Origin of the sequence: Shewanella algicola (assembly GCF_014648035.1) — a bacterium.
GTDB classification, from domain to species: Bacteria; Pseudomonadota; Gammaproteobacteria; order Enterobacterales; family Shewanellaceae; genus Shewanella; species Shewanella algicola.
The window spans coordinates 1-20794 of record NZ_BMQI01000046.1 but is presented as its reverse complement, the minus strand read 5'-3'; the positions used below and the strand labels follow the sequence as shown (position 1 = coordinate 20794).

23 protein-coding genes are annotated in these 20794 nt (G+C 41.9%); 21 read left to right on the top strand and 2 right to left on the bottom strand.

What is annotated here, in order from left to right:
* The first annotated feature begins 284 nt into the window (after window positions 1-284).
* Window positions 285-716 (top strand): universal stress protein, encoded by a 432-nt coding sequence (locus IEY42_RS17190; protein ID WP_188926534.1) that lies wholly within the window; start codon window positions 285-287, stop codon window positions 714-716.
* A gap of 141 nt (window positions 717-857) precedes the next feature.
* Here the strand turns inward: IEY42_RS17190 and IEY42_RS17185 are convergent, their stop codons facing one another.
* Both IEY42_RS17185 and IEY42_RS17180 read right to left on the bottom strand, forming a co-directional pair.
* On the bottom strand, window positions 858-2474 hold the full coding sequence (locus IEY42_RS17185) for a PH domain-containing protein (RefSeq protein WP_188926531.1): 1617 nt from the start codon (window positions 2472-2474) through the stop codon (window positions 858-860).
* Window positions 2467-3198, bottom strand: coding sequence for a PH domain-containing protein (locus tag IEY42_RS17180; RefSeq protein WP_229780139.1), 732 nt, complete (start codon window positions 3196-3198; stop codon window positions 2467-2469). The genes IEY42_RS17185 and IEY42_RS17180 overlap by 8 nt, the downstream gene beginning before the upstream one ends.
* 194 nt (window positions 3199-3392) lie before the next feature.
* On the opposite strand from IEY42_RS17180, the gene IEY42_RS17175 reads away from it, so the two are divergent.
* The 20 genes from IEY42_RS17175 (at window position 3393) to bfr (IEY42_RS17080) (ending at window position 20471) form a co-directional block, all read left to right on the top strand.
* Window positions 3393-3719 (top strand): winged helix-turn-helix domain-containing protein, encoded by a 327-nt coding sequence (locus tag IEY42_RS17175; protein WP_188926529.1) that lies wholly within the window; start codon window positions 3393-3395, stop codon window positions 3717-3719.
* 38 nt (window positions 3720-3757) lie between these two features.
* Entirely contained in the window at window positions 3758-4036 is a 279-nt protein-coding gene (locus IEY42_RS17170) for a hypothetical protein (RefSeq protein ID WP_188926527.1), read from the top strand.
* Window positions 4015-4254 (top strand): hypothetical protein, encoded by a 240-nt coding sequence (locus IEY42_RS17165; RefSeq protein ID WP_188926524.1) that lies wholly within the window; start codon window positions 4015-4017, stop codon window positions 4252-4254. Before IEY42_RS17170 ends, IEY42_RS17165 begins: the two co-directional genes overlap by 22 nt.
* Window positions 4205-4729, top strand: a complete 525-nt coding sequence (locus IEY42_RS17160) for a magnesium transporter CorA family protein (protein WP_188926522.1) — start codon at window positions 4205-4207, stop codon at window positions 4727-4729. The genes IEY42_RS17165 and IEY42_RS17160 overlap by 50 nt, the downstream gene beginning before the upstream one ends.
* A gap of 24 nt (window positions 4730-4753) precedes the next feature.
* Window positions 4754-5401, top strand: coding sequence for an alpha-ketoglutarate-dependent dioxygenase AlkB family protein (locus IEY42_RS17155; RefSeq protein WP_229780138.1), 648 nt, complete (start codon window positions 4754-4756; stop codon window positions 5399-5401).
* 122 nt (window positions 5402-5523) lie between these two features.
* Window positions 5524-6942 (top strand): DASH family cryptochrome, encoded by a 1419-nt coding sequence (locus IEY42_RS17150; protein WP_188926520.1) that lies wholly within the window; start codon window positions 5524-5526, stop codon window positions 6940-6942.
* 129 nt (window positions 6943-7071) lie between these two features.
* A complete protein-coding gene (locus IEY42_RS17145) occupies window positions 7072-7371 on the top strand; it encodes a BolA family protein (RefSeq protein ID WP_188921912.1) in 300 nt (99 codons plus the stop codon).
* A gap of 258 nt (window positions 7372-7629) precedes the next feature.
* Window positions 7630-8721, top strand: coding sequence for a TRAP transporter substrate-binding protein (locus IEY42_RS17140; RefSeq protein WP_188926518.1), 1092 nt, complete (start codon window positions 7630-7632; stop codon window positions 8719-8721).
* Between the two features lie 143 nt (window positions 8722-8864).
* Window positions 8865-9374, top strand: a complete 510-nt coding sequence (gene luxS, locus IEY42_RS17135; protein ID WP_188926516.1) for an S-ribosylhomocysteine lyase — start codon at window positions 8865-8867, stop codon at window positions 9372-9374.
* A 180-nt stretch (window positions 9375-9554) separates the two neighbouring features.
* Complete coding sequence (locus IEY42_RS17130) at window positions 9555-11627, top strand: TonB-dependent receptor (protein ID WP_188926513.1); 2073 nt, start codon at window positions 9555-9557, stop codon at window positions 11625-11627.
* 412 nt (window positions 11628-12039) lie between these two features.
* Window positions 12040-13374, top strand: a complete 1335-nt coding sequence (locus IEY42_RS17125; RefSeq protein WP_188926511.1) for a Na(+)-translocating NADH-quinone reductase subunit A — start codon at window positions 12040-12042, stop codon at window positions 13372-13374.
* Window positions 13374-14573, top strand: coding sequence for an NADH:ubiquinone reductase (Na(+)-transporting) subunit B (locus tag IEY42_RS17120; RefSeq protein ID WP_188926509.1), 1200 nt, complete (start codon window positions 13374-13376; stop codon window positions 14571-14573). Before IEY42_RS17125 ends, IEY42_RS17120 begins: the two co-directional genes overlap by 1 nt.
* A complete protein-coding gene (locus IEY42_RS17115; RefSeq protein ID WP_188926507.1) occupies window positions 14566-15351 on the top strand; it encodes a Na(+)-translocating NADH-quinone reductase subunit C in 786 nt (261 codons plus the stop codon). Before IEY42_RS17120 ends, IEY42_RS17115 begins: the two co-directional genes overlap by 8 nt.
* Window positions 15351-15983: an NADH:ubiquinone reductase (Na(+)-transporting) subunit D gene (locus IEY42_RS17110; protein ID WP_188926505.1), complete on the top strand. Its 633-nt coding sequence runs from the start codon at window positions 15351-15353 to the stop codon at window positions 15981-15983. Before IEY42_RS17115 ends, IEY42_RS17110 begins: the two co-directional genes overlap by 1 nt.
* A 5-nt stretch (window positions 15984-15988) precedes the next feature.
* Window positions 15989-16597, top strand: a complete 609-nt coding sequence (gene nqrE, locus IEY42_RS17105; protein WP_160055340.1) for an NADH:ubiquinone reductase (Na(+)-transporting) subunit E — start codon at window positions 15989-15991, stop codon at window positions 16595-16597.
* A gap of 45 nt (window positions 16598-16642) precedes the next feature.
* Window positions 16643-17890, top strand: coding sequence for an NADH:ubiquinone reductase (Na(+)-transporting) subunit F (gene nqrF, locus IEY42_RS17100; RefSeq protein ID WP_188926503.1), 1248 nt, complete (start codon window positions 16643-16645; stop codon window positions 17888-17890).
* Window positions 17891-18008: 118 nt separating this feature from the next.
* Window positions 18009-19022 (top strand): FAD:protein FMN transferase, encoded by a 1014-nt coding sequence (locus IEY42_RS17095; protein ID WP_188926501.1) that lies wholly within the window; start codon window positions 18009-18011, stop codon window positions 19020-19022.
* A 55-nt stretch (window positions 19023-19077) separates the two neighbouring features.
* On the top strand, window positions 19078-19302 hold the full coding sequence (nqrM, locus tag IEY42_RS17090; RefSeq protein ID WP_188921932.1) for a (Na+)-NQR maturation NqrM: 225 nt from the start codon (window positions 19078-19080) through the stop codon (window positions 19300-19302).
* Window positions 19303-19521: 219 nt separating this feature from the next.
* On the top strand, window positions 19522-19992 hold the full coding sequence (gene bfr, locus IEY42_RS17085; protein ID WP_188926499.1) for a bacterioferritin: 471 nt from the start codon (window positions 19522-19524) through the stop codon (window positions 19990-19992).
* A gap of 11 nt (window positions 19993-20003) precedes the next feature.
* On the top strand, window positions 20004-20471 hold the full coding sequence (gene bfr / locus IEY42_RS17080; protein WP_188921936.1) for a bacterioferritin: 468 nt from the start codon (window positions 20004-20006) through the stop codon (window positions 20469-20471).
* The last annotated feature ends 323 nt before the right edge of the window (window positions 20472-20794 follow it).

Below are 20794 nucleotides of genomic sequence, written 5' to 3'. Positions count from 1 at the left end.
AAGTATTGTTAAAACACAATCGCATTGGCTGTGTTCAATGCTTTATTAGCAATAAAGCGTATAAAAAAAAACCGACTGATTAGTCGGTCTGATGTTAGGCGTTTTTTTGAACCAAAGCAAGTTTTCGGCATTGATTTGATTTTGATCACTAAAAAAGCTCACATTACTGACTACACTTAACTTGTAAGAGGAGTTATTAACTGCGTGAATACAGTCTGTTTGCTGTGCAAGTTTAGGTTGGTTAACGGGCTCTTTAGTTGTTCACGTTTAAGGAGGGTAGCGAAATGCGTACACGTAATATTTTATGGCCTACCGATTTTTCAGACACGGCGTCACATGCCTTACGATATGCCATTGAGATGGCAAATCTCTACAATGTAGGTATTCGTATTTTGAATGTGATTGATCAACCCCTAGGTGACGAAAACTATATGGTGCTTGCTATTACACCTGAAGAGTTGGCTAAAACCATGGAAGATGCTGCCGCCAAGCAAATGCATGAATTATTAGCTCAGTTAAAAACCGAACTAAAGGTCGAAACAGTGATCCGTCGTGGTGATGCTGTGACCGAAATTTTAGCTGAAGCCAATAGTGATGAAATAGGCATGGTGGTCATTGCTAGCCACGGACGTACAGGCCTATCGCACTTTTTGCATGATAATGTGGCAGAGGAAGTGGCTAATAAAGCCAAATGCCCTGTACTAGTGGTCAAGTAGTCTTCAGAGGCTTAAGCCTGACTAAGTTAACAATGCTGACCAGTCACCAGCGATGGGTGACCGGTAGCATTTGAAATCTCAATTAGAAAGTGTCTGGTTGATATTGGTTAGTACATTTGTCTTTGTGTAAACGGTATGACGTTAAATCCAGTTTTGGCTATTACGACTTACCGCATGCAGCGAACGGGAAATAATTTGATTGGCAATGTCTATTGGTATGTAAGGAAACACCACACTGCCGCTGGCAAGGCCGATTTCAATATAAGCTAAGTTTGCCCGTTTTTGCCCCTGTGTTTGAGTTATTTTGACGTGTTGTACTTTGTCAAAAGCAATGCGTTTCCATTGCCTGCCGAGTAAGCCTGTGTGCTGCCAAATCACCTGGTCTTCAATAACATATCCCCAATGTTTATAACGTAAATAAATAAGCCCAATAATCATCGAAGTGGTTAGCCAGGTGGATTCAAAAAAGCTCAAACTACGTCCATCAAATCCGCCAATAATCGATAACAATATGGCGATAGACAGTGGCAGTATGCTCCGCCTTGTAAACCATTTGATGTGAATAGACGTGTAATTGTGTGGTAAAGCGCTTGCGCCGCCACTGAGATTTGGCATGGCCGTTAATATTGTTGCTACTTCGTTTGGTTTTACGCTGGGAATTAGCATATGCTGTTTAGTTTTTTGCTCAACCTCCTGGCCTTTAACCTGCTTAAAATATAAGGTCCAACGCTTAAAAAACCGAGCTAGTACAGGTTGTTTTGCATGGATCAGCTGCACCCGTTTAATGGCTAATGCATCTTGTTGGTGTGAAATAACTCCGCCACTGCGTTGCAGGGTGTCGCTATGCCTATCGAGTTTGTATGGATAATATTTTAATACAGCGGCGATAATCGAAATAAGCGAAAAAAGTCCGTATAAAAACAGCAAGCCAAGAATAAAAAACAAGCTTTGTAAGACGATATTTTGATGGGTTTGACTCTCAATCCATAACCAAAATTGCTTAGCGATAACGGAGTCAAATACCTTGTCCATATCGATTTGGCCGATGATGGGCCCCGCAATTACCGCAAACCAAATAAAGTTATTTTGATAAAAGCCAAACAGTAATAAATCACCCAGAGATTTACGAGTTACAGGAGTAGAGCTTTGCGTTTGAGCATCAAGTTGCGGCTCAATAGTGGCTTGAGAGGACGACTGTGTCGGCTGTTCATGGTACGTTAAATTAAGCAATAAGCGTTTGAGCGTCTGTGCCTGTTCGATGTTTAACGCTGCGAGCTTGGCTTCATCTTTTTTCGACCCAGCGGTTTCTATCACCAATGTGCCAAGGGCGAGGGGTTTAAAATATAAAGGTTGTTCGTAACGAATATTTTGAATTCTGCTAAGGGGGATTTCATCTTTTTTAGTAAAAAATAATCCCCGTTTAACATCGAGTTGTTTTCCTGACAAACGAAAGCGAAATTTATGCCACTCAATCACCGCAGCCACACTGACAAGCAGCACTATCACGCTTATCATCAACGCCAACCATTGCCCATCAAATCCTTGTTTCCAACCGGTGTAAACGATTGGGATGATGGCAATACCATTACTGAGGAGCCCTTTGAGCGCACCAAATATGTAAGTAATAATCGACCAGGGCGATAATGCTTGCCACTCTTTGAACTGATTGGCGAGAGTGTCACTGCTGTGTTGCTCCGTCGTAGCAGCTATAACATCGGGTTGTTTTATTGATTGAGGTGTTTTTGGCGACTCATCCATGAGGTGTGTCCTCACTGGATGTTTCTGCTTTAGACGTGTTGAGTTGATGCTCCACATCTGCGCTGGTTTGCGTGTCATTTTCTAGTGAACTAGTGCTGTCATTCTCAGGCTGTTCTATTATAGGCTGGTGGCTCGCCGCAGCTTTAGCTAACAGGTGCTGACGTAAATGTTCAGCCAGTTCAGCATTGAGTCCGGGCAAATCAATCTCTGCCACGCCACTGCCGGCACTAAAACATTTTAATGACACCAGATCAAATTTTCGCTCAGCTGGCCCTTGAGATAAATTAACGTGCTGCAGGCGGGTATAAGGTAGGGCAGTTGTTGACACCCAGAATAGCCCTTCACGGAATACCAGTTCATGCTCAAATACACCATAGGCAATCCGTTTGGCTTTCATATGGATAAGTTTAATGATAATCACGGCTAGTAATGCATAACCTGGCAATATGGATAAGGTCACACTCGTTGGAATATCGGGATTAATTAGGCCAAAAATGGTAATGCCTAAGGTGATTAACACCGCAATCGTAATGCTAATAATCAGCTGTAATTTAGGGTAGTTAGCATCGACGGCTTGCAGCGCTAACCTGGATAGTGGGATATATTGAGCCGGCCTGAGTATATGACCATGTTGGTAATGGTTTAATTCTGCCGCTGACTCAGCTGTTGAATCTGAGGCTTGTGCGACTAAAGGCTGGCTTTTTTGTGTCGGGTCCATGTTCATTATTATGTTATACCTTTGTTACCGTCTCAGTATCATACTGCCATGGTTTTGGGGCAATTTGCGACTAACAGGTTGTAAATGTTTATCTCAAAACGTAAATTTGATTATTGCTTAGCTGTTGATATTACTTGCATGCAGGGCAACACATGCAGTAATTTCAAATAAAGTCGTATTATTTATAAGGCGTTATATCGATGTTTTCTCAACTTAACGTTATTAATAAATCGCAAAAAGCATTTTTGCGAAAGCTATATCTGGCACATCTACTCGATGAAGAGCAACATAATCTGTTAAGTCTACAAAAGTTAACAGGTATGCCAAGGCGTACCCTGCAAGATGCTATCGCAGCTTTTGCCGATATTGGTATTAGAGTTGATTTTATTCAGCAAGGGCAAAGGCATAATGAAGGGCATTATCGAATTTCGACCTGGGGGCCGATCAGTAGCGCTTGGGTTAATAGTCATTTTGAACAAATTAAAGCCATTATTGAAGATGTAGAAACCCAAGAGCTAGCCAGCTAGTTTGAAAGGCGGCCCTGTTGTCTTAGTATAAGTTAATTATGACCATTCACATCTTATTGTTTGATAACCAAGGTCAACTATTGTCGCATGGCGATGAGCGTCTTATGGCGCAATACGAGCCAGAAAAGCAGCGTATTTGGATTGACATCAGCGGCCCAAATAACCAAGCTTTTTTTCAAGCACACCCGCAATTTGGTATTGATAATCTTGATTTTGAAGAAGCGCATCGTGAACGTCACCCACCTCAAATTGAAGCCTATGCTCATCACGCATACTTATTGACGCATGAGTTAATGTGGAGCAGGAAGCCTATTTAATACTCGATAGAAGCCATTTATTGATGCACGTTAATCGTCAGTTTTTGATTACTCAGCATTTAAAACCTTCAATTAGTGTGGCTAAAGTCACCGAACAAGTCATGGCTAAGCAAAGTCTTGATAGCTCGGAAATGAGCTGGGTATGTTTTGCCATTATGCGACAAAATAGTGACCGACTATTTAGCCGTAATGTTGGCATTAGAAGAACGCTTAAATGATATAGAAGAAGAGATTTTTGATGCATCAACTGACGATTTACTTGCTGAGCTAATGGCATACAGCAGTAAATTACAAAAGGCGAAACGTTCATTTAGTTATCATGAAGAACTACTGCAAAAACTGTTAGGTAATGATCGTGCTAAACACATTGAGTTTGACTATCAACAGTTAAGTTATTTGTATAATCAGTTTGAGCGATTATCGAGCCGCGCCAGTTTGTATCAAGGATTAGTGAGCAGTTTGATTAATGGCTTTATCTCTGTGAGCGCGCATAAAACCAACCGGGTAATGATGACGTTAACTTTGGTTACGGCCATATTTTTACCTTTAACGGTCATCGCGGGTATTTATGGGATGAACTTTGACAATATGCCAGAGCTAAAATGGTCTTATGGTTATTTTGCTGTGTTGCTGCTTATGGCGTTGATTGTGATTTTGGGACTGTGGTGGGCGAAAATAAAGCGCTGGTTTTAATTGTTTAATAAAATAGGAGGTAAAGTGTCTAGTTTGCAACAAGGGTTTGACTTTGAGGCACCAGAAGTCCAGTTAGATCTCGATACAGATGTTGATCATCCATTAACGCCACCTGTTACCTGGATTAAAGGCTTTTTGTCCGCTAAACAGCAACAGTTGTTACTTAACGAAGTTGATCACTACCCGTTAGAAAAAGTGTCTATTGAAGTCTATGGTAAGCGGCATCCTATTCCACGCACTCAAGCGTGGTTTGGCGATCCGGGTTGTGACTATCATTATTCTAAGTTACACATTAGCGCCTTGCCTTGGCCTAAGGTGTTAAGCCGTTTACGACAAAAATTGTTTACAGATCATCAAATTCAAAGCAACACAGCATTAGTCAATCGCTACGCAAATGGGCGCGACTGCATGGGCTGGCACAGTGATGATGAACCCGAAATTATCGAGGGCTCAGCTATTGCCTCTGTCACTCTTGGAGCCTGTAGAGACTTTGTTGTACGCCATAAAAAAACGCAAACCAAAGTGAATTTTGCCCTAGAGTCGGGAGATTTGTTGATTATGCACCCTGGCATGCAACAACACTGGCAACATGCTTTGCCTAAACGACTTAAAGTAACAGAGCCTAGAATCAACTTTACCTTTAGGCACATTATCCCCCATTACTATCGCTAAGCTTTACGGTAAATAGAATCACCTCAAGCCCCGTTAATGGCAAAAACAATCTTTTATTGAACCTTGCCACGGTGTGTTTACGTATCAATTGAGCATGAAACACGTAATAAGTGGTGCAATGCATGAGCAACGTAAATGCTCAATCTTTACCGGCTAGTAAGACAATAACCTCGGCAAAAAATGTTAGGGCACTTTATTGGCTTGGTGATGACTTACGCCTATCTGATAACGCCATATTTGCCGACATCGCCCAACATGCCCAACAACTCATGATTGTGTACTGTATCGATCCTCAATGGTTTAAGGGAGATCAATATCAAGCCCAATACCTAGGGCAACACAGGCTTAAGTTTTTGCTAGAGTCACTGCATGCTCTCGATGAAGCACTTAATCAATATGGCCAGCAATTGCATATTGTGTATGCTCAAGCGCAGCGTTGTCTGCCTCATTTAATTAACACCCATGATATTACCCGAGTCTATCGAAGCCATCACAGCGGCGCAGATGAGCGAGCCGCTTGGCAAGCGATTCAGCAACAATGTGCTACAGACATTGAATTTGTGAGCTGCACGACCCAAACCTTGTTTGATTTACCGCAACTGCCTTTTGAGTTGGACGCACTGCCACCCAGCTTTAGTCAGTTTAAAAAACGGATTAAAGATAGCCATTTTGATGCAGCAAAAGAGCAAATATCTTGGTTACCACCAATGGTTGTGTTGCAGTCACAAGATACATTATTGCAGTCGTGGTTATCTTATCCCGCCTGGCTGCCACAAACTCACATGTTGAGTAATGTGTTTTGTGGCGGCGAAGCACAAGGGTTGTTACAACTAGACAGTTATTTTTCCTCTAATTTAGCCCATAGCTATAAAATTGTTCGAAACGAATTAGCGGGCTGGGAGCACTCAACCAAGTTTTCCCCTTGGTTGGCAAATGGCTGTTTATCGGCTCGACAAGTGGTGTCGGCATTACGCCAATTTGAATCGCAACATGGTGCAAATGAGTCAAGCCAATGGATTGAATATGAACTGCTGTGGCGGGAGTATTTTCATTGGTATGGCCATAAATTTAATAACAAGCTATTTTGCTTTTCAGGCATTAGCGGCAATAAACCACTAACCAGTTTTTATGCGCAGCGATTACAAGCCTGGAAAAGCGCAACAACCCCATATGCATTGGTGAATGCATTGATGACGCAATTAAACCAAACCGGTTATATGTCTAATCGTGGCAGACAAATTGTCGCCAGTTGTTTAATCCATGAGTTGCAATGCGATTGGCGCTACGGTGCAGCCTATTTTCAGCAACAACTCATTGATTATGACGTTGCAATTAATTGGGGTAATTGGCAATACCTAGCTGGTGTGGGCGCAGACCCTCGAGGGGGTAGACGGTTTAATCTTGCCAAGCAACAACAAACTTACGACCCCTACGGCAAATTTATCAATGCCTGGCTGGGTAGAGAAAACCTGCCGCAAAGTGGCAGTGAGTATGATGTCGAACTCGATTATGTCGATATGGCTGATTGGCCAACAACATGAACATGTGGGCTGGATTTTAGTTGCGGTAAATTTGTGCACCAGTAATAAGTTTTAGTTTGCTTGTTTGACCTTTATTCGGCAAACCAGTACCCTGCGATTTCATTGATATGGATTAATAAGAGTATCACTATGTCTGTCGAACAAATCATTACAGATAAATTGAGTCAAGCCTTTACGCCATTGCACCTTGAAGTGATTAATGAAAGTAATCGTCATCATGTGCCACCTAATTCAGAGACCCATTTTAAAGTCGTAGTTGTCAGCGATAAATTTAGCGAGCAGCGTTTATTAGCTCGTCATCGTTTAGTTAACCAAGCCTTAGCGGATGAGTTAGCAAATGGTGTGCATGCATTATCAATTAATGTTTACACTGAAGCGGAATGGCAAGCCTTGGACGAAGTGCCTAAAACGCCTAACTGTAAAGGATAGCGTGATTGTCGCGGTCACTATTGCTGAGCAATAGCTTGTCTTTAAATATGACTGCGACAAATGGATTGTTAAAAATAATAATCCAATCAATATTATATATGGTAAAGCCTCACAAGTTGTGAGGCTTTTTTATTTGTTATTGAGATAGCCATGGTTGTTAGTTGTTATTGTTATGTTAAGGTGATATCTATGTGATTACTGTTCAGGATAGTGGTCAATTTTAGTCCATTATCAATGGCAGAAAGTAAGGATTTCATCATGGGGAAGTTGAAACTGTACTGCGGGTTATTGGGATTGTTGTTGCTGGCAAGTTGTCAGCAGCCACCTGCAGACACAGCGGCTAAAACTCAAGCTGTTACAGCGTCTCATCAAGCAATTGAATGGCGTTTAGCAACATCTTGGCCTAAAAATCTTGCCGGATTAGGTATGGCACCAGAGCGATTGGCACAACTGGTTGAGCAAATGTCTAATGGCCGCTTAGTGATTCAAGTTTATGGGGCAGGCGAGTTAATGCCAGCCTTGTCTGTATTTGATGGCGTAAGCAAAGGCACGGTGCAAATGGGCCATAGCGCTGCGCATTACTGGAAAGGAAAAGCACCAGCATCGCAGTTTTTCTCATCAATTCCTTTTGGTTTAAATGCCCAGCAAATGAATGCCTGGTTGCACCATGGCGGCGGAATTGAATTATGGCAAGAGGTTTATCAGCCTTTTGGTATTTTGCCATTAGCGGGGGGGAATACGGGCATGCAAATGGGAGGCTGGTTTAATAAACCCATTATGTCTCCAGCAGATTTGAAAGGCCTTAAAATGCGTTTGCCTGGTATTGGCAGCAAGGTATTAAAGAAACTGGGTGGGGTCCCGGTTGACGAGTTAGCTGGACGTGAGCTGTACAGTGCATTGCAAACAGGTGCCATTGACGCGGCAGAGTGGGTGGGCCCTTATAACGATTTACCACTCGGGCTACATCAAGTTGCTAAGTATTACTATTATCCTGGTTGGCATGAACCTGGTTCTTCAATGGAGTTTTTAGTTAATCAGCAAGCGTTTTCAGCGTTACCAGCCGATTTACAAGCGATTGTAAAAGTGGCGGCTAGAGCGATAAACCAAGATATGCTCGATGATTATACCCAAGGCCACATTGCAGCAATGGACACCTTAATCAGTGAACATAATGTGCAAGTAACCCCTTTTCCACCAGAGGTTATAGCAGCATTAAAACAGGCTAGGGATGAGGTATTAACAGAAGAAGCCGCAAAAGACCCAATGTTTAATAAAGTATTACAAGCTTATTTAGCCAACGAGGCTGCGGTTAAACGTTATTTTCACTATACCGAAGACGCGCTTAATTAATGTCAAAATAACCTTGCAAGCTCAATCGTTCTTAAGATGAATAAAACGATATAAACTCAGGCTGTGACGTTGGCTGATAAGTGATACTATTTCGTTATTCGATCGTATATTGTCAAAATCAATTTATATTCTGGGAGAGAGCAATGCCTTTATTAGACAGTTTTACCGTAGATCATACTCGTATGAATGCTCCAGCTGTGCGCGTTGCAAAACACATGAGCACGCCAAGTGGCGACGCTATTACCGTGTTTGACTTACGTTTTTGCGCACCCAATAAAGACATTTTAAGTGAGCGGGGTATTCATACGCTGGAACATTTATTTGCCGGCTTTATGCGTGACCATTTAAATGGTGATGGGGTTGAAATTATCGATATTTCGCCAATGGGCTGTCGTACCGGTTTTTATATGAGCTTAATTGGCCAGCCAACAGAGAGTGCTGTCGCTGACGCATGGCTTGCTGCAATGGGTGATGTGACCAATGTGGTTGAGCAAAAAGACATTCCAGAACTTAATGAATATCAATGTGGCACTTATGAGATGCATTCGCTTACTGAAGCACAAGATATTGCTCGAATGATTATCGCTGCGGGTGTTAGTGTCAATCTAAATGATGACTTAAAATTAAGTGATGAGATTTTAGGTAATCTCTAAACTGATCTCTACTCTTATAAAAAGCGGCTTCGGCCGCTTTTTTTTGTTAATAAAATCGCATTTTGTGGGGGAAACGTTATCGACATGCTGTTTTTATGTCACTGAAACCGTTATTGTATCGGCATAATAACAAATATGATGTTTATTTTGGCTTGACCAGACAAATATACGGAGATAACCATGTCTAACCATCCATTTAGCCTGTCATTGATTGCCGTTGCAGTCCTTTTTGCTTGCCACTCTTCTGATGCCGCTGCCGAAACTGTGACGGAATCAATCGATAAAGCAAATAATCACTTAGAGTTGAAACAGTCTACTCAAACCGCGTTTCATTATCGTCAAAGTGATATCGCTATTGGGTTAACAGGTGCTACAGTGCTCCCGACGGCAACAAATAAAGACGTTGAATTAATGCATCGCGGTGTGTCAGACGGCGTAGCGGTTATGCAAGATGGTATTTTCTTTTCTCCGGCGCCTTATTCTGGTCAAAATTTGGTTATTCAACCTAATATGCTGCATCAGCAGAGTGTGACCTTGTCGAGTATGACCAGTATTGTCGACGGTTCAGAAGCCTCATTTGGTAAGCTTGAGTATCAATCCGTTGCGATTAGTCCAAAAAAGAACGCGGGTGAGTTTAACGTAGAAATGAACGATAACAGCGACTTTAGTGTCGGTGGGATCGCTAGCGGAACCACCAAAGAATACGGCATGCTTTTGGCGCTTGACTATCAATCGGCATCCGATGACGTGGGTTATCAAGTTGATCGCGATGCAGACGCAACCCAAACTGACCTTATTTTTAAAATTACCGCCGACAGCTTACCAGGCGCAAGAAACAAACAAACCACAGAATTTAGCTATCAATACTCGAGTAAAGATAGCGACATAGGCACACTTGGTTTAACCAACACTGATTTTGACCAAGATCCAGGTAAACTTTATTCTGCTGCCAATATTGATATGGACGAAACAGAGCGTAATCGTTATGTGTTAGCCCATAAGCTTTATTTGTCGAAAACCTCAACAGTCGATACCGACTTTTATTACCAAACCTATTCACAAAAAACCGTCGACATGTTGTATGTTGATGGTGACACGATTAATTCACTCCTGTTAAGCAACATTGCTGCATTTGAAGTCAATCCAACCACTGATGGCATGAATTTAGGCGCCTTATCACAAGATAACGACTTTGCAGGTTTTGGTGTGCAAACTAAAGGCGTGAATATGTATGGCCAGCATCAAGTGACTTATAGTGCTCGTTATCATACTGACAAAGCTGAAATGGAATTAGGTGGTCAAGATTGGTTATGGAATCAAGATTTATCATTAACCTCTGCCAGTGATAAACAAGCATTTGCAGTATACACCGATGATGCTTCGGCATTTTCATCTGCTGTGGATGCTAAATTAAATTATGGCGACTGGTCGATAAACCTTGGCCTAGGTTATGAGCATGTCAGTGTGTCTCGCGATGTTAGTGATGATTATGGCCTTACTGAAGCTGACTTTTCTGACGATGGCTGGATGCCTTCAATTGAAGTGGCTTACACTACAGGTGCTTGGTCTGCAGCATTACAAGCTAAACAAGCCTGGACAGCGGCTTCAGCGGGTAATTTAGAGCAAAGCGCCCAAGAGGCGTTGCAATATCAACTTTCATTAGCGTATCAACAAGATACTCTCGCGTTGGCAATGACCGCCTATTTGCATGATTACGATAATCAACATATTGGTTGTATGTTTGGCATGATTTGCGATTACGAGCAAATTGCATCGCAAGAAAATATCGAGGATGTGACAGTCACAGGCATCGACTTATCGGCTGAGTATAGCCTAGTGTTTGATAGTTTTTCGATTCCCTTTAAAGCAAAATATCAATACACCCAAGCAGAAACAGATATTGGATATTGTTCAAATACCAATGGCTGCTTTGACGCCGACAGCCAATTACCCTGGGTACCTAAGCAGCAGTTTAGTTTCAGCTCTGGTGTAGTCGTGGGGGATGTATCTGTAATGGCGCAGGCGCTGTTCCAATCAGAATTAGAATATGAAGGCAACCTTGCCGCCATTGAGCCAATCGACAGCCAATGGAAAGTCAATTTAGCTGCCACTTACAGTATTACTCAGCAGCATGAAGTGTATTTACGAGTTGAAAACCTATTTGACGAAACTTTAGTGGCAAACCGAACGTTAGCAGGCCTTCAAGCCCAGTCAGAAATGACCGCGTATTTAGGGTATCAAGCTCGTTTTTAAGCATTTTTAGACAGAAATTTGTTAAATTTTTGAGCCTATATCAATAGCCCAAGCACATTTTTTGCTTGGGCTATTGTGTGTTTGGCTACGGTAAAATGATATAAATTATTTCTATAAAAATTAATGCTATAGTATGCCAAATCAAAAAATAGCCATTATTTTTTTGTATTGTGCTGTTATTTATTAAATTTGAGTTAAATGTTGCCAATTCGCGAGGGCATTGGTTTGAAAACACCTATTATTTTCGTGGCGATAGTCTCATATTTACGGTAAAATGCGCGCGACCAGCGTGATTTCGATCGCATTTCCGTGTTAAATCTGCGCTAGCTCAAATGGCAAGTATTTGTTAATACTTTGTTTTTGTAGCGGAACGTGGCGCATTGTCTTTCCTTCAAACGTAGTGCTTGTGGATATGATTACAATTAAGAAAGGATTGGAACTGCCTATAGCAGGCGGACCAGAGCAAGTTATCCATAATGGCCCAGCCATTGGACACGTAGCTACTTTGGGTGAAGAGTATATTGGCTTACGTCCAACGATGAAGATCAAAGTGGGCGATAAAGTACAAAAAGGCCAGGTTCTTTTTGAAGATAAAAAGAATTTAGGCGTTAAATATACGGCTTTAGCCAGTGGTACTATTTTAGAAATCAACCGAGGTGCAAGACGTGTACTTCAATCTGTAGTTATTGCTGTAGAAGGTGACGATAATGTTGCTTTTGCTCAATATGATGCAGACAAATTAGACACGTTAGATGTACAAGCCGTTCGTGATAATCTGATTGAATCAGGATTGTGGACTGCATTACGTACTCGCCCTTTCAGTAAAGTGCCCGCCGTAGATGCTACTGCAGCAGGTATTTTCGTTACTGCAATAGATACTCAACCTCTTGCTGCCGATCCTGTGGTAGTCATCGCTGAACATAAAGATGATTTTGCTAATGGCCTTAAGGTTTTAGCACGATTAACTGAAGGTAAAGTTTACCTATGTAAAGCGCCTGGTGCTGATATCCCTGCGGCTAACGCTCAAGTTGAAGAATTTGCGGGCAAACACCCAGCAGGTTTAGTGGGTACCCACATTCATCACGTACTTAACGCTTCTGCTACTCGTAGTGTGTGGCATGTCGGTTACCAAGACGTGATTGCAATTGGCCAACTATTTACTCAAGGTGTATTAAACACTGAGCGTGTAGTGGCAATTGGCGGGCCTAAAGCAAAACAACCTCGTTTAGTGCGTACCGTGTTAGGTGCAAGCATGGCTGAGCTTACTGCTGATGAAACAGTAGGTGAAGGTGTTCGTATCGTTTCTGGTTCGGTATTAAATGGCCGCACTGCAGTAGGACCTCATGCTTATTTAGGTCGCTACCATCAACAGGTGAGTGTACTTGAAGAAGGCACTGAGAAAGAATTGTTTGGTTGGGCTATGCCTGGTGCCGACAAATTCTCTATCACTCGTGCATTTTTAGGTCACCTAAGCCCATCACGTCTGTTTAATATGACCACCAGTACTGGCGGTTCAGACCGTGCAATGGTGCCGATTGGTAACTACGAACGCGTGATGCCGTTAGACATTCTACCTACCATGCTACTTCGTGATCTTGTCTCTGGGGACTTTGATGGTGCAGCTAGTTTAGGCGCATTAGAGTTGGACGAAGAAGACTTGGCATTGTGTACGTTCGTATGTCCTGGTAAGTATGACTACGCTTCATATTTACGTGACTGTCTAGATACGATCGAGAGGGAAGGCTAATGAGCTTGAAAGATTTTATCGAGCGTATTGAACCGCAATTTGAAAAAGGCGGTAAGTACGAAAAGTGGTATGCCCTTTACGAAGCGGCAGCCACGGTATTTTATACTCCAGGTAAAGTGAACCATGGTTCAACTCATGTTCGCGATAACCTTGACCTAAAACGTATGATGATTACGGTTTGGGCTTGTACGTTTCCTGCCATGTTTTTTGGTATGTACAACCTAGGCTTACAAGCACAAGTCGCTATGGCCGCCGGTTTCGGTACCCCTGACGTTTGGCAGGTTGGCCTATTTGAATTATTTGGTGCACAACTTACTGCAGATTCAGGTATTGCATCGCTGATGTTTTATGGTGCCTGTTTCTTCCTACCGATATACGCAGTGACATTTGTTGTAGGCGGTTTCTGGGAAGTGTTGTTTGCCTCGGTGCGTGGTCATGAAGTTAACGAAGGCTTCTTCGTTACATCTGTACTGTTTGCATTAACCTTACCGGCAACGATTCCGTTATGGATGGTGGCATTAGGTATTACCTTTGGTGTGGTGGTCGCAAAAGAAATCTTCGGCGGTACAGGTCGTAACTTCTTAAACCCAGCATTAGCGGGCCGTGCATTCTTGTTCTTTGCCTATCCATTAAGCATGTCTGGCGATACCTCTTGGGTTGTTGCCGACGGGTTTTCGGGTGCAACAGCATTAAGCCAAGCCGCACAAGGCACATTTGATTACAGCTCAAATGCAAACTGGTTAGACGCCTTTATGGGCTTTATTCCTGGCTCTGTAGGTGAGGTATCAACCTTCGCTATTTTGCTTGGTGGTTTAGTGATCATTTATGCTCGTATCGCGTCATGGCGTATCGTGGGTGGCGTATTGTTAGGCATGGTTGCGATTGCAACATTACTTAACGTTATCGGCAGTGACACCAACGCCATGTTTGCGATGCCTTGGCACTGGCACTTAGTGTTAGGTGGTTTTGCATTCGGTATGATGTTTATGGCGACAGACCCTGTTTCAGCGTCGTTCACAAATACTGCAAAATGGGCTTACGGTTTCTTAATCGGTGCGATGGTAGTGTTTATCCGCGTGATTAACCCTGCGTTCCCAGAAGGTATGATGTTAGCTATTTTGTTTGCTAACCTTTTTGCTCCTTTATTTGACCACTTCGTTGTACAGGCAAATATCAAGCGGAGGATTGCTCGTGGCTAGTAATAAAGATTCGTTCGGTAGAACGCTATTTGTTGTTGTCGGCTTATGTCTTGTTTGTTCTGTATTGGTATCGACAGCAGCTGTGTTGTTAAAACCGACTCAGTTAGAAAACAAACTATTAGATAAGCAAAAGTATATTCTTGAATCGGCAAGCCTGATTAATACCAAAGAAGGTAATGTCACTAAACAAGAAATTATTACCACTTATGACAAGTATGTTGAAGCACGTTTAGTTGATCTTGCAACAGGTGAGTTTGTTGAAGGTGACGCCAATGCTTACGATCAACGCAAAGCATCACGTGATGTGGCAACTTCGTCGATTCCTGAAAACGACATCGCTTCAATTAAGCGCGTAGCTGACACTGCGGTTGTGTACTTGGTGCGTGATGATGCTGGTAAGTTAACCAGTGTTATTTTCCCTGTTCACGGTTACGGATTGTGGTCAACCATGTATGCATTTTTGGCTTTAGAAGCTGACTTAAACACGATTCAAGGCCTAGTGTATTATGACCAAGGCGAAACACCGGGTTTAGGTGGTGAAGTAGAAAATCCAAAATGGAAAGCATTATGGACAGGCAAACAGTTATTTGATGCTCAAGGCGACTTAGCTATCAGCGTAACTAAAAATCCTGCAGTGGCGAGTACTGTTCACGGTGTAGATGCACTTTCAGGTGCAACCTTAACCAGTAACGGTGTTCAACACTCATTGCAGTTTTGGTTAGGTAAAGAAGGCTTTGCAAGCTTTATCGCTAAAGCACGCAACGGAGGGTTAAGCTAATGGCTGACGCTAAAGAACTTAAACAGGTTCTGACTGGACCGATTATCAATAACAACCCAATTGCATTGCAAATTTTGGGGGTGTGTAGTGCGCTTGCTGTGACGACTAAGCTGGAAACAGCGTTGGTAATGACCATAGCACTAACAGCGGTAACAGCGTTTTCTAACCTGTTTATCTCACTTATTCGTAATCATATTCCAAGCAGTGTACGTATTATTGTGCAGATGACGATTATTGCTTCTTTGGTAATCGTAGTTGATCAAGTATTACAAGCTTATGCATACGGGATTTCTAAACAGTTATCGGTTTTCGTAGGTTTGATTATTACTAACTGTATTGTAATGGGTCGTGCTGAAGCTTATGCAATGAAGACGCCTCCTTTGATGAGCTTTATGGACGGTATCGGTAACGGTTTAGGTTACGGTGCTATCTTATTATCAGTAGGCTTTATTCGTGAATTATTCGGTAATGGTTCATTATTTGGCGTAGAAATCCTCAGTAAAATCTCTGACGGTGGTTGGTATCAGCCTAACGGCTTATTACTGCTTCCTCCTAGTGCATTCTTCTTGATCGGTGGTTTGATCTGGATGATCCGTACTTATAAGCCAGAGCAAGTAGAAGCAAAAGGATAAACGCAATGGAACATTATATTAGTTTATTAATTCGCTCCGTTTTCATTGAAAACATGGCGTTAGCGTTCTTCTTAGGTATGTGTACTTTTTTAGCTGTGTCTAAAAAAGTGACTACTGCGATGGGCCTAGGTGTTGCAGTTATCGTGGTATTGGCTATCTCGGTTCCTGCTAACCAAATTATTTATCAAGGTTTACTTGCTCCTGGTGCTTTAGCTTGGGCTGGCGTACCAGATGCTGATTTGAGCTTCTTGAAGTTCATCACCTTTATCGGTGTGATCGCAGCACTTGTACAAATTTTGGAAATGGCGTTAGACAAATATTTCCCACCTTTGTACAACGCGTTAGGTATTTTCTTACCTTTGATTACCGTGAACTGTGCAATTTTTGGTGCAGTATCTTTCATGGTAGAGCGTGATTACAACTTAGGCGAGAGCGTGGTATTTGGTATCGGCTCTGGTATTGGTTGGGCATTAGCAATTGTGTTGCTGGCCGGTATTCGCGAAAAGATGAAATATTCTGACGTGCCAAATGGCTTACGTGGCTTAGGTATTACCTTTGTTACTGCAGGTCTTATGGCTCTAGGTTTCATGTCATTCTCTGGTGTTTCTCTTTAAGAGCATTGAGACGACGCATTAATTTGAACCTTTAAGGATAAGTGAATGGGTATTCTTGAATCTACTCCAATAGATGTTTATCTAGGTGTGAGTATGTTTACTGTGATTGTATTAGTGTTGGTATTAGTGATTTTATTCGCTAAATCAAAACTAGTAGCCAGCGGTGATATCACGATTGGTATCAACGGCGACACAGATAAAGCAATTAAAACAGGTGCAGGCGGCAAGTTACTTGGCGTATTAGCAGACAACGGTATTTTTGTATCAAGCGCGTGTGGTGGCGGTGGCTCATGTGGTCAGTGTCGCGTAAACATCAAATCAGGTGGTGGCGATATTTTACCAACTGAACTTGATCACATTAGCAAAGGTGAAGCACGTCAAGGTTGTCGTTTATCTTGTCAGGTTAACGTTAAAACTGACATGGAAATCGAACTTGACGAAGAAATCTTCGGCATTAAAAAATGGGAATGTGAAGTTATCTCTAACGATAACAAAGCGACGTTCATTAAAGAACTTAAGCTGCAAATTCCTGATGGCGAATCAGTGCCTTTCCGCGCCGGTGGTTATATTCAGATTGAAGCTCCCGCTCACCATGTTAAATATGCTGAGTTTGAAGTGCCTGAACAATACCGTGGCGACTGGGAACACTTTGGTTTCTTCAAGTTAGAGTCAAAAGTAGACGAAGAAACCATTCGTGCATACTCAATGGCTAACTACCCAGAAGAGTTTGGGATTATTATGTTGAACGTGCGTATTGCTACGCCACCGCCACGTAATTTAACCCTACCTTGTGGTAAAATGTCTTCGTACATTTGGAGCCTTAAAACTGGCGATAAAGTGACAATTTCTGGTCCATTTGGTGAGTTCTTCGCTAAAGATACCGATGCTGAAATGGTCTTTATTGGTGGTGGTGCTGGTATGGCACCAATGCGTTCACACATTTTTGACCAATTAAAGCGTCTTAAATCAAAACGTAAAATGAGCTTCTGGTACGGTGCGCGTTCTAAGCGTGAAATGTTCTACGTTGAAGACTTTGACGGCCTAGCAGCTGAAAATGACAACTTTAAGTGGCATGTAGCGTTATCTGATCCGCAGGCTGAAGATAATTGGACTGGCTACACAGGCTTTATCCATAACGTATTGTACGAAAACTACTTACGTGACCACGATGCGCCAGAAGATTGTGAGTTCTACATGTGTGGACCTCCAATGATGAACGCTGCCGTGATTGGTATGCTAAAAGACTTAGGCGTTGAAGACGAAAACATCTTACTCGATGATTTCGGTGGCTAATGAGTTAACTCATTACATTGACAAGTAAGTCATGAAATTGCAGCAATGCAGACAAGGTGTTAAACACAGGTCTGCAAGCTGCAATTTTTTTTATTCATTCAACCAGTGTAAATATGAAATGACCGTGAATGCTATCAAGTTATTAATTACATCATTATTGTTACTGGGCATGAGTGCTTGTAGCTCACCAGACCCCATTATTGCGCTATCTGGCAGTACCATGGGGACCACTTATCATGTGAAAGTCGTGTCTGGCGACAACTTGCCAGAGGCGCAGTTATTACAAGCCGAAATCGATATGGCGTTAGAAGTGGTTAACGATCAAATGTCGACGTACCGTAATGATTCTGAATTGTCTAAATTTAACCAATTACAGGTACAACAAAGCGTTAAAGTATCTGCTGATACGTTGAAAGTGATTAACGAAGGTATACGCTTATATCAAGAAACCGATGGCGCATTAGACATTACCCTAGGGCCGATAGTGAACTTATGGGGCTTTGGTCCAGATAAAAGACCGACGACAGTGCCTACGCAGTCGCAAATCGATGCCGCAAAAGCGAAAATGGGTATCAGTGAGCTGACCGTCAAAGAACAAACCTTAGTTAAGCATAATGCGGATTTATATGTTGATTTATCATCAATAGCCAAAGGTTTTGGCGTTGATAAAATCGCCTCTATTTTAGACAAATATCAGGCCAGTGGTTATTTGGTTGAGATTGGCGGTGAGCTAAACGTAAAAGGCAAAAAAGCCGATGGTAGCGCATGGCGCATTGCTGTTGAGCAGCCTACAGATGGCGGTCAGGCCGTACAGCAAGTGATTGAGCCCGGTACTATGTCAATGGCAACATCAGGCGATTATCGTAACTTTTATGAAGAAAACGGCGAACGTTTTTCACATTTAATCGATCCTCGTAACGGATATCCTATTAAGCATAAACTTGCCTCTGCAACCGTGCTACACTCTAGCTGTATGACCGCAGATGGATATGCCACTGCCATGATGGTGTTAGGTACACAAGCTTCGTTGGCGCTTGCTAAAGAGAAAAATTTAGCAATAATGCTGATTGAAAAGCAAGATCAAGGTTTTCAGGTCTATTACAGTGATGCTTTTAAAGCATATGTAAAATAGGGTTATATTACTGATTTTTACGTCAGGCCTAAAATTGAGTTAATTGGAGTTGGTTATGAGTACATTTTTAGCAGCGTTTGTGGTGTTGTTATTATTTTTCTTGTTAATGTCTGTTGGTTATATCGTGAAAAAGAAAGCGGTAGAAGGCAGCTGTGGTGGTTTGGGTGTGCTTGGTATTGAAAAAGCCTGTGATTGTGACAACCCATGTGATGCGCGTAAACTCCGCATGCAAAAAGAACAAGAGCGCAAAGAGATGCTGAATCAAAACCGAATTATTTAATCTTTTTGGTCTCAGCTAATGCTTACAATGTAAAGAGCCTTCATTTTGAAGGCTTTTTTGTGGCCGTTTTATCGCACTAGAGTTACAAACCTTAGTTATAATGATAATGGTTATCAATTGTAAGCTTATGAAATTAAAGTAAAATTTGCGTTTATCCCTACAGTGTTTTATGCTGTTTAAAATTGATCGAGATCAAATTATTTACCAAGGGACATTACTATGAAAGGTCATCCTAAAGTCATCAGTCAACTCAATCGTGTACTTACGTGTGAGCTAACGGCTATTAACCAGTATTTTTTACATGCACGCATGTTTAAACATTGGGGATTAGAAAAGCTAAATGAAAAAGAGTACAAAAAATCGATTGAAGACATGAAGCATGCTGACAAGTTGATTGAACGAGTATTGTTTCTTGAAGGTTTGCCTAACTTACAACAATTAGATAAGTTGCGTATTGGCGAAGATGCAGAAGAAATGCTCAGCTGTGATATGGCTGCCGTCACTGAACAAATTGCCATATTACGTGAAGCGATTAATGTATGCGAAACAGAGCAAGACTATGTCAGCCGTGACATGCTTGAAGAGCTGCTCGAAGACGAAGAAGAACATTTAGATTGGATTGAGTCACAACAAGGGCTCATCGTCCAAACCGGTATTCAAAATTATCTTCAATCACAAATTAACGACTAATAGGATTTATCATGAAAGGCAATCCAGAAGTTATCGACGCCCTAAACCTTCTGTTAACTGGCGAACTATCGGCAATGGACCAGTATTTTGTTCATGCTCATATGTACGAAGATTGGGGATTTAACGAATTATATACCCGTATTTTGCATGAGTCTGATGACGAAAAATTGCATGCGGCAAAGCTTGTTCAGCGCATTTTGTTTTTAGAAGGCACTCCAGATGTTGCTAGCCGTGAAGCATTAAACATCGGTAAAGATGTGCAAGAAATGCTAAAAAATGACCTAGATTACGAATACAAAGTGGCAGACGATTTACGCCGAGTGATCAAGCTGTGCGAAGAAAAAGCAGATTATCAAACCCGTGAAATCTTAGAAGTGTTGTTAGATGACACTGAATCAGATCACATGTACTGGTTAGAAAAGCAATTACGGTTAATTGACCGTGTTGGCTTGCAAAACTACCTACAAAAGCAAATGTAATTTATTGCTTTATGTAATGTAAACGACTCAAAGCCCAACTCTGTTTGGGCTTTTTTGTTTCTGATTGTTTGAATACTGTTTTTATATGGCTCTGTTGTATTTACGTGTTGTTAATAATAATTGGCATCTTCTGATGCCAATGTCTGCTACAGGTAAATAATTTTCGAACCGTCGATTCTGAAGACTTTCTTCCGTATTAGATCTTTAAGGATATTGTCAACTTCCGTGTCAGGTATTCCTCCTTGAAACTGAAACATAGCGTGAGCTTACGAGAAGATAGTGTACATAGGTATTAAGAAGCGGCTCTGGCCGAAAGCCAGCGC